This window comes from Mycobacterium sp. PO1, assembly GCF_017312405.1.
GTDB lineage: Bacteria > Actinomycetota > Actinomycetes > Mycobacteriales > Mycobacteriaceae > Mycobacterium.
Genome location: NZ_BLTG01000113.1, coordinates 1 through 8,019, shown reverse-complemented (window position 1 = coordinate 8,019; position 8,019 = coordinate 1). Strand labels below are relative to the sequence as shown.

Annotated in this window: 11 protein-coding genes and 1 pseudogene; 8 read left to right on the top strand and 4 right to left on the bottom strand. The window is 68.9% G+C overall.

The window, feature by feature from the left end; all coding sequences use genetic code 11:
• Positions 1 to 384: pseudogene (locus tag J3476_RS26265) on the bottom strand (MMPL family transporter); the annotation flags it as partial.
• A gap of 91 nt (positions 385 to 475) precedes the next feature.
• Here J3476_RS26265 and J3476_RS26260 point away from each other — a divergent pair.
• From J3476_RS26260 to J3476_RS26235, 6 genes are read left to right on the top strand one after another with little or no spacing between them, the layout of a single operon-like run.
• Positions 476 to 937: a MarR family winged helix-turn-helix transcriptional regulator gene (locus J3476_RS26260; protein WP_373889126.1), complete on the top strand. Its 462-nt coding sequence runs from the start codon at positions 476 to 478 to the stop codon at positions 935 to 937.
• A 57-nt stretch (positions 938 to 994) separates the two neighbouring features.
• The gene (gene purT / locus J3476_RS26255) at positions 995 to 2,182 is read left to right on the top strand and encodes a formate-dependent phosphoribosylglycinamide formyltransferase (protein ID WP_286183808.1); all 1,188 of its coding nucleotides are present in this window, start codon (positions 995 to 997) and stop codon (positions 2,180 to 2,182) included.
• Positions 2,179 to 2,622, top strand: a complete 444-nt coding sequence (locus J3476_RS26250) for a lumazine-binding protein (protein WP_207069219.1) — start codon at positions 2,179 to 2,181, stop codon at positions 2,620 to 2,622. Before purT ends, J3476_RS26250 begins: the two co-directional genes overlap by 4 nt.
• A 19-nt stretch (positions 2,623 to 2,641) precedes the next feature.
• Positions 2,642 to 3,055 carry a rhodanese-like domain-containing protein gene (locus tag J3476_RS26245; protein ID WP_207069218.1) on the top strand — a complete coding sequence of 138 codons (414 nt, stop codon included), beginning with the start codon at positions 2,642 to 2,644 and terminating at the stop codon, positions 3,053 to 3,055.
• Positions 3,052 to 4,281: an O-succinylhomoserine sulfhydrylase gene (locus J3476_RS26240; RefSeq protein ID WP_207069217.1), complete on the top strand. Its 1,230-nt coding sequence runs from the start codon at positions 3,052 to 3,054 to the stop codon at positions 4,279 to 4,281. Before J3476_RS26245 ends, J3476_RS26240 begins: the two co-directional genes overlap by 4 nt.
• The gene (locus tag J3476_RS26235; RefSeq protein ID WP_207069216.1) at positions 4,282 to 4,707 is read left to right on the top strand and encodes a hypothetical protein; all 426 of its coding nucleotides are present in this window, start codon (positions 4,282 to 4,284) and stop codon (positions 4,705 to 4,707) included.
• A 4-nt stretch (positions 4,708 to 4,711) separates the two neighbouring features.
• Here J3476_RS26235 and J3476_RS26230 read toward each other — a convergent pair whose 3' ends face one another.
• From J3476_RS26230 to J3476_RS26220, 3 genes are read right to left on the bottom strand one after another with little or no spacing between them, the layout of a single operon-like run.
• Positions 4,712 to 5,584, bottom strand: a complete 873-nt coding sequence (locus tag J3476_RS26230) for an SDR family oxidoreductase (protein ID WP_207069215.1) — start codon at positions 5,582 to 5,584, stop codon at positions 4,712 to 4,714.
• 32 nt (positions 5,585 to 5,616) lie between these two features.
• The gene (locus tag J3476_RS26225) at positions 5,617 to 6,360 is read right to left on the bottom strand and encodes a DUF899 family protein (protein ID WP_207069214.1); all 744 of its coding nucleotides are present in this window, start codon (positions 6,358 to 6,360) and stop codon (positions 5,617 to 5,619) included.
• A 10-nt stretch (positions 6,361 to 6,370) separates the two neighbouring features.
• Positions 6,371 to 7,069 (bottom strand): maleylpyruvate isomerase N-terminal domain-containing protein, encoded by a 699-nt coding sequence (locus J3476_RS26220; protein WP_207069213.1) that lies wholly within the window; start codon positions 7,067 to 7,069, stop codon positions 6,371 to 6,373.
• 86 nt (positions 7,070 to 7,155) lie between these two features.
• Here J3476_RS26220 and J3476_RS26215 point away from each other — a divergent pair, with 86 nt between their 5' ends.
• Complete coding sequence (locus J3476_RS26215) at positions 7,156 to 7,488, top strand: helix-turn-helix transcriptional regulator (RefSeq protein ID WP_207069212.1); 333 nt, start codon at positions 7,156 to 7,158, stop codon at positions 7,486 to 7,488.
• On the top strand, positions 7,485 to 7,925 hold the full coding sequence (locus J3476_RS26210; protein ID WP_373889125.1) for an SRPBCC family protein: 441 nt from the start codon (positions 7,485 to 7,487) through the stop codon (positions 7,923 to 7,925). Before J3476_RS26215 ends, J3476_RS26210 begins: the two co-directional genes overlap by 4 nt.
• Positions 7,926 to 8,019: the final 94 nt, after the last annotated feature.

Here is an 8,019-nt window from a genome sequence, read left to right as displayed (position 1 = left end):
GTCGGTCAGGGCGAAGCCCGAAAGATCGGCGTCGAGCGGCACCGTGGCCAGCGCGGCCTGCCCGTCGTCGGACACCTGGGTGGGCGGGCCGGGCGGGGCCGTGGCTCCGGCGGCGGTCAGCATGCGCTGGCGCGCCTGCTCCACGGCCTGCAGGTCGTTCTGATCCAGCGGCGCACCGTCGGTCCGGGTGACGACGAGGATCACCGGTACCTCGTCGCTGCCGGGAAACGCCTCCCGGGCGGCGTCGGCCCGGGCGGACTCGGCGCTGTCGGGGACGGGCACCGGGGACTGCTCGGCGGAGCTGCTTTGACCGAGCAGGCCCATCAACGCGCCGGAGGACACCACGATGACGAGGGCGATCAGCCAGGAGAGTCGACGGCTCATGCGAGTCAATATTTCAGATAATTAACAATTAATCAATTGAAATTCTGGCTATGGTGGGCTGGTGCCCGAGCCCGACCGCCCTGCGCTGGAGATGCTGATCGCCGACGACGTCCGCGCGATGAACGCCGAGTCCGACCAGATCGGTCAGGTGTTCGCGGGCCGGCACGCGCTGACCGCGAACGACTTCCGCGCGCTGCTGCACGTCATGGTTGCCGAGACCGCCGGGACACCGCTGAGCGCCGGGGAACTGCGCCGCCGCATGGGGACCTCCGCCGCGGCGGTCACCTACCTGGTGGAGCGGATGATCGCGTCCGGGCATCTGCTGCGCGATCCCGATCCCGCCGACCGGCGCCGGGTCAAGTTGCGGGTCGCCGAGCACGGCCTGCAGGTAGGGCGGGACTTCTTCACCCCGCTGGCCGAACACACCCACGTGGCGCTGACCGACCTGCCCGACAGCGATCTCGCCGCCGCGCACCGGGTGTTCGGCGCACTCATCGACGCGATGGGTGCGTTCCGTACCGACCTCGGCGACACCGCGGGCAACCCCGCTTGAGCATGGCGACACGGCGCGGGCCGTCCCGTCTGGCAGGCTGGTGATCCGATGGCAGACATGACGGACGATGACGCAGTGACCGGGCCGACAGCCTCCCGTGGTGCGGTCTCGGTGATGCTGCTGGGCGCCTCGGACCTGACCGGCGAACTGGCCTCGGCGTTTCGCCACCTCGGTGCCGACGTCGCGACCGTGCCGGGTTACTCCGACACCGCGACGCTCACCGCCCTGATCGACGAGTCCCGGCCCGACTTCGTGGTGGCCGACACCTCCGCGGTCGCGACGGACGCCCTGGTCGGCCTCGCCGAGCGGGACGACCTCGAGGTGTTCCCGACGCCGCGCACCGCCCGGCTGTCCCTGGACGGAGAGGGCCTGCGCCGGCTGGCCGCCGACGAGCTCGGCCTGCCGACCGTGCCGTTCTGGTTCGCCGGATCGGCGCAGGAACTCGGCGCGGTCGCACAGCACGCGGGTTTTCCGCTGGTGGTCAAGCCCGTCGCGGCGGTTCCCGGGGAGGGGGAGTCGGTGCTGCTGCGCCCCGACGACGTCGAGCCGGCGTGGCGCCGTGCGGTCGCCGGCGGTGCGTTGAGCATGAAGCGGGTGATCGCCGAGTCCGTCGTGGAGGTCGACTTCGCGGTGACGCTGCTGACCGTGCGCACGGTCGGTGCGGCCGGGCCGTCGGTGTCGTTCTGCGAACCGATCGGCCACCACCGCGGTGACGGGGACACGCTGGAATCCTGGCAGCCGCAGCAGCTTTCGCCCGCGGCTCTGGATGCGGCGAAGTCGATCGCGGCCCGGATCGTCAACTCACTGGGCGGTCGCGGGGTGTTCGCGGTGGATCTGCTGGTGCACGGCGACGAGGTGTACTTCTCCGATGTGCGTCCGCGGCCGTCGGACAGCGGGCTGGTGACGGTGCGCTCGCAGCGGCTGTCGCAATTCGAACTGCATGCCCGCGCCGTCCTGGGCCTGCCGGTGGACACCATCATGATCTCGCCGGCCGCGATGCAGGTCGACCGGCACGACTCTGTCGGTGCTCAGGTCGGACTGCACGGCTCCGCCGATGCGGTGCTCCCCCCGCCGGTGCTGGCCGACGCGCTGGCCGTCGCCGAGAGCGACGTCCGGGTCCTGGCGGCTGACGGGGCCGGAGAGGCAGGACGCGCGGTGCTGGTGGCGCTGGCCACCGCGCCGGACCCGATCGTCGCCCGCGACCGCGCCCGCCGCGTCGCGACCGCGCTGCGCAGGTCGCGATGAGCGAACCCGAGGACTCGTCGACCGGGTCCAGCGTGGGCCCGTTCCTGGGTGCGCTGACGATCATTGTCGCCGTCGTGATCGCAATCTGGTTGTTCAACATCTTCTCCGGCGACGAACTGACCGACGACCAGCAGATCGCCCGCGCCGTGTCGGCGCAGAACGCGGCGCTGCAACAGCGAAACTACGCCGAGTTCCTCGTCTACACCTGCTCCGAGGAGTGGGGTGAGGAATCAGAAATTCTTGACCGGCAGCGTGATTCGGTGGCACAACGTGGTGAACGCATCGTCGAACGGGTGGCCGGGGTGAACGTCGCCGGAGACCGAGCCACCGCCGAGGTGACCTACTACTTCGACAAGGATTCGGACACGAAGGAGACGGTGCAGGTCGACCTGGTCCGACGCGAAGGCGTCTGGAAGGTCTGTTCGACCGGTCCCAGGTAGCTGTGGGACACTCACGACCGTGGGTTATGCCGGAGACATCACACCGCACGAGGCCTGGAAGCTGCTGAGCGAGAACAGCGATGCGGCGCTGGTGGACGTGCGCACCGCCGCCGAGTGGCGTTTCGTCGGGGTCCCCGATCTGACGTCGCTGCACCGCGAGGCGGTCTACATCGAGTGGAACCGCGGAGACGGCACCCGGAACGAGGGCTTCGTCGACGATCTCAAGGCCGCCGGGCTCACCCCTGGTCAACGCCCCGTGGTGTTCCTGTGTCGGTCCGGCAACCGCTCGATCGGGGCGGCCGAGGCCGCCACCGAGGCGGGCATCGGGCCCTCGTACAACATTCTGGACGGCTTCGAGGGCAACCTCGACGAGAACAAGCACCGGGGCGTCACCGGATGGAAGGCCGACGGGCTGCCCTGGACGCAGTCATGAGCGCCGACGAGCAGGTCCCCTCCGTGCGCATCCCGGCGCCGCTGCCCGACGGGGTCAGCCAGGCCACCGTCGGGGTGCGCGGCGGGTTGCTGCGCTCGGGGTTCGAGGAAACCGCCGAGGCGATGTTCCTGACGTCGGGGTACGTCTACGAGTCCGCCGCCGACGCCGAGAAGGCGTTCACCGGCGACATCGACCGGTACGTGTACTCGCGCTACGGCAACCCGACGGTGTCGATGTTCGAGGAACGGCTGCGGCTGCTCGAGGGAGCACCCGCCTGTTTCGCCACGGCGTCGGGTATGTCGGCGGTGTTCACCTCGCTCGGCGCGCTACTGGGCGCCGGCGACCGGTTGGTCGCCGCGCGCAGCCTGTTCGGGTCGTGCTTCGTGGTGTGCAACGAGATCCTGCCGCGCTGGGGAGTCGAGACCGTGTTCGTCGACGGCGAGGACCTCGCGCAGTGGGAGGAAGCGCTGTCCGTCCCGACGCAGGCGGTGTTCTTCGAGACGCCGTCGAACCCGATGCAGTCGCTGGTCGACATCGCCGCCGTCTGCGAGCTCGCCCATGCGGCAGGGGCAAAAGTGGTGCTGGACAACGTCTTCGCCACCCCGATCCTGCAGCAGGGTTTCCCGCTCGGCGCGGACGTGGTGGTGTACTCGGGCACCAAACACATCGACGGGCAGGGCCGCGTGCTGGGCGGCGCCATTCTGGGCGGCACGGACTACATCGACGAACCGGTGCAGAAGCTGATGCGCCACACCGGGCCTGCACTCAGCCCGTTCAACGCCTGGACCCTGCTGAAGGGACTCGAGACGCTGTCACTGCGGGTCACCCACCAGAACGCCTCGGCGCACCGCATCGCCGAGTGCCTGGAATCCCATCCCGGGGTGCGGTGGGTCCGGTATCCGTTCCTCGAGTCGCATCCGCAGTACGACCTCGCCAAGCGCCAGATGACCGGTGGTGGCACCGTCGTCACGTTCGAGCTGGACGCCCCCGACGGCCGGGGCAAGGAGCGGGCGTTCGAGGTGCTGGACCGGCTGCAGATCGTCGACATCTCCAACAACCTCGGTGACGCGAAGTCGTTGATCACCCACCCCGCCACCACCACTCATCGCGCGATGGGCCCCGAGGGCCGCGCCGCGATCGGCCTCGGGGACGCCGTGGTCCGGATCTCGGTGGGGCTGGAGGGCACCGACGATCTGATCGCCGACCTGGACCGGGCGCTGGGTTAGGTGTCTCGCCGGTCGGATCAGAAGAAGGCCCGGCGCAAGAAGCGCCGGGCCGCCCGCGACCAGACCTGGTTGCCCGAGGGGATGGGGGAGCGAGTGGCCGAGGTGGTCGCCGATCTGGAGGAGTTCGACGCACGGTTGACCGAGCGGGGTTGGCAGTTCAACGATCCCGAGCACCCGGACGACGACGTCGGTGTCTCGTGGTTCTGGCCGCCGTCGTTCGTCGACGTGGACGGCCGCGAGGACGACGATGACACCATGCGGGCGACGGTGATCGCACTGCTCGAAGACGAGGGTGGCGAGATCGCCCACGTGTTGCTGGTGGGCACCGCCGACGACTACCAGTTCGACCTCGGCGAGTTGCTCGAGAACCTCGACGTCGTCGAGGGGTACCGCGCCGGTGACCCGCCGCCGGTGTTCGAGCAGTAGGGTCCTACTTCTCGCCCTCGGCCTTCGCGCCGTCGACCACGCCCAACGCTGACTGCGCGCGCTGCTCGTAGCTCTGCCGCTGGGTGGTGTCGAACTCGAGGAACACGCTGTCCAGCCCCAGCTTCTTGTTCATCCAGCGCCGCCCGCGCGGGCCGAGCATCTGGGCGGCCTGGGCGGTGAAACGCAGGAACGGCGGCACGGCGACGTGGGTCTTGGGCTTGTCGAGTGTCTTGACCACGGCGGCGGCAATCTCGTGCGGTTCGACCGGCTTGGTGCCCGGTGTCTCCCGGGTGCCCGAGATCAACTCGGTGTTCGTGAACGGGGGCATGACCACCGATACGTGCACACCGTGCGGGGCCATCTCGTCGGCCAGTGCGGCGGACAGGCCCACCACCCCGAACTTGGCGCCGACGTAGACGACCTGGCCGGGCACCGGGATCACGCCGGACAGCGACGCGATGTTGATGATGTGACCGCGCCGGCGGGCCACCATGTCGGGCAGTGCGAGCTGGCAACCGGCGATGACGCCGTAGAGGTTCACCTCGATCGACGAGCGGATCGACTGCTCGGACTGCTCCAGGAACGGCCCGATCGGCATGACACCGGCGTTGTTGATCAGCACGTCGATGTGGCCGCCGCCGTCGGTGCGGGCCTTGTCGATGAACGCGGCGAAGGATTCCCGGTCGGTGACGTCCAGCGGATATCCCGACACCGAGCCGAGGTTGGTGAGTCTGGCCACCGACGATTCCTGCAAGGCGACGTCGCGGTCCCCGATGACCACGCGCGCACCGCGCTTGAGCAGGGCCTCGGCCGTGGCGTATCCGATGCCCCGGGCGGCACCGGTGATCGCGATCGTCTTTCCGCGGATGTTGTCCATGCCGCGAAATTTTACACGTGTCAAGTTTGGGGTCAAAGGGGTCGGGCGAGGTCGTCGGAGCGTCCCGCCGCCAGCCGCGACCACTGTGCTGCCGGCCTGCCGTCGACGCGGAAATTGGAGCCGTCCCCTCCCCAGTGCTGGGGCCAGCCGGGCGGCGAGTCCTCCCACGGTTCCTGGCGTCCGTAGATCGTCAGGTCCATCAGCGCCAGGCTGTAGTCCATCGCCTCCACTCCGCGCCGGGTGGTCCAGTACGTCTCGAACACCCGGTCGCCCTCGCGCAGGTAGCAGACGAGGTGCATCATTCCCGCCTGGCGTCCGACCAGGAGTTGATCGAGCGAAGGCAGTGCCGAGTACCAGGGCATCGTCCATCCCATGAACTCGCGGTAGCGCGCGCTTTCCGGGTAGGGACCCTGGCAGAACACCGCGAACGTGATGTCGCGTGAGTGCAGGTAGGACAGTTCGGCCACCTGGGTGGTCACCCACGTGCAGCCCTCGCACTGCTGTGCGGCCGGATGGCCCGCATGCCACATGGAGTAGTAGGCGAGAAGCTGTCTGCGCCCGTCGAAGATGTCGAGAAGGGGCACCGGCCCGTCCGCTCCGGTCAGCTCCATCCTCGGGTCGACCTCCACCATCGGCAGCCGCCTGCGTGCTGCGGCGATGGCGTCGCCCTCGCGGGTGTGCGCCTTCTCGCGCCGCCGCAGCGCAGCGAGTGCGGATTCGAACTCCGAGCGCTCGGCGGTGCGGGGTAGTACTGCGTCGTCGGGAATCTTGCTCACGACGGTCCTTTCACTCGATGATGTCGGTGCGGGCGGGGCCGAACAGGTGCAGGTGGTCGAGCACCGGTGCCGGATCCTCCGACCAGTCCACCGCTGTCAGTTGTGACCGGCTGCGACGCCCCAGACGCCACCGCAAAGTCTCGAAAAGCGTGGTATGGAGCCGTATTTCGTCCCCGCGCGGCGGACCGCTGCGATACTCACCGTCCTCGGTGATCACCCGGAGCGGCACGGGTGGCTCCAGCATCGCCAGAAGTTCGTGAGCGGTCCAGCGAACCGAGTCGGCGTCGCGCGCCCCAGGCTTCCCGAGTGCGGCTCGGATGTCGTGCTCGTGACAGGCGATGTCGCCGAGCGGAGGTGCCAGGCCGGCCGTGGCGGCCGCCTGCACCAGCCGGTCCGCGGCGCCGTCCCAGATGGAGAACAGTTCGTCCTCGCCGCATCCGTCAAACCGGCGGACGTGTTCAGCAGTCTCGGCGTCCGATGGCGGCACCGTCAGCCGGCCGTCGAGGAGGTCTAGAGCCACCGCCGTCAGGTGGGCCACGACGTCGCGGACGGACCACCCGGGGCAGGCGGGCACCGGTCGGTTCCACTGCGCGGCATCCGAATCGTCGAGCAGGCCGACGATCCGGTCCTTCGTCGCGCAGTACAGGTCGGCCAGTCGGCACACGTCGTCCTGGACTTGTGTGGCGGCTCCGGTTTCGGGTGTGGTCATCGGCTGTCCTCCTGGATAGAAAGTTCAACACTTGAGTTGAACGTCTGCTACCCAGAACAGCACGACCCGCCGCTATAGTCAACAGAATGGTTGAAGATTCGGTGTTGGATCGGGCGTACGCCGCGCTCGCGGATCCCACCCGCCGCCGGTTGTTGGAGACGCTGCGGGACGGCGATGCCCGCCTCACGGATCTGGCTGAGCCACTGCCGATGTCGTTCGCGGGCGTGTCGCGACACGTCGCGGTGCTGGAAACGGCGGGGCTGGTGCGCCGCGAGGTGCGGGGGCGCGAGCACTGGTTCTCGGTGCAACCGGACGGCCTCACGGCGGCCCGGCAGTGGATCGACGAGCAGAACGCCTTCTGGGCCGACCGCGCTGATGCGCTGTCGGAGCGATTGCGGCGTAAGGGGAAAGCACGGTGACCGACGTGTTCGTCGCCCGTGTCCGGCGGATCATGCCTGCTCTGCCGGAGGTGGTGTTCGACGAATGGCTGGACCCGGAGTCGCTGGCCGACTGGATGTGTCCGCGGCCGTCGCGGTGTGTGGCGGTCACGGTCGAACCCCACGTCGGCGGACGGGTCCGGTTCGACGTCGACACCCTCGGTGAGCTCGTGTTGATCGCCGGCCAGTTCCTGGCCGTGGACCGGCCCTCACTGTTGCGCTTCACCTGGAGTCATTCGGGCTGGGCCGATCCCACTGCCAGCAGCATCGTCACCGTCGAGTTCGTCCCGCACGGTGAGAAGCAGACGCTGATGTCGATCGAACACGAACTGCTGCCCAGTCGGGAAGCGCTCGACGACCACCAGCACGGCTGGGAGGTCACCGCCGGTCAGCTCGCCGGGCGGCTATCTCGGCGCTGACGGGGGTCGGTCCGGTGATGTCGCTCGGGTTTTGTGCTCTGCCGTGTCACACCCCTCACCTAGAATCGAACACATGTGCGGCTCCTCAGGTTCT

Bases quoted from the DNA above. Each gene is read 5' to 3' on its own strand.
- J3476_RS26260 (WP_373889126.1), top strand. From the start codon at position 476: ATGCTGATCGCCGACGACGTCCGCGCGATGAACGCCGAGTCCGACCAG.
- J3476_RS26220 (WP_207069213.1), bottom strand. From the start codon at position 7,069: ATGACCACACCCGAAACCGGAGCCGCCACACAAGTCCAGGACGACGTG.
- purT (WP_286183808.1), top strand. From the start codon at position 995: ATGACGGACGATGACGCAGTGACCGGGCCGACAGCCTCCCGTGGTGCG.
- J3476_RS26230 (WP_207069215.1), bottom strand. From the start codon at position 5,584: ATGGACAACATCCGCGGAAAGACGATCGCGATCACCGGTGCCGCCCGG.
- J3476_RS26250 (WP_207069219.1), top strand. From the start codon at position 2,179: ATGAGCGAACCCGAGGACTCGTCGACCGGGTCCAGCGTGGGCCCGTTC.
- J3476_RS26215 (WP_207069212.1), top strand. From the start codon at position 7,156: ATGGTTGAAGATTCGGTGTTGGATCGGGCGTACGCCGCGCTCGCGGAT.
- J3476_RS26240 (WP_207069217.1), top strand. From the start codon at position 3,052: ATGAGCGCCGACGAGCAGGTCCCCTCCGTGCGCATCCCGGCGCCGCTG.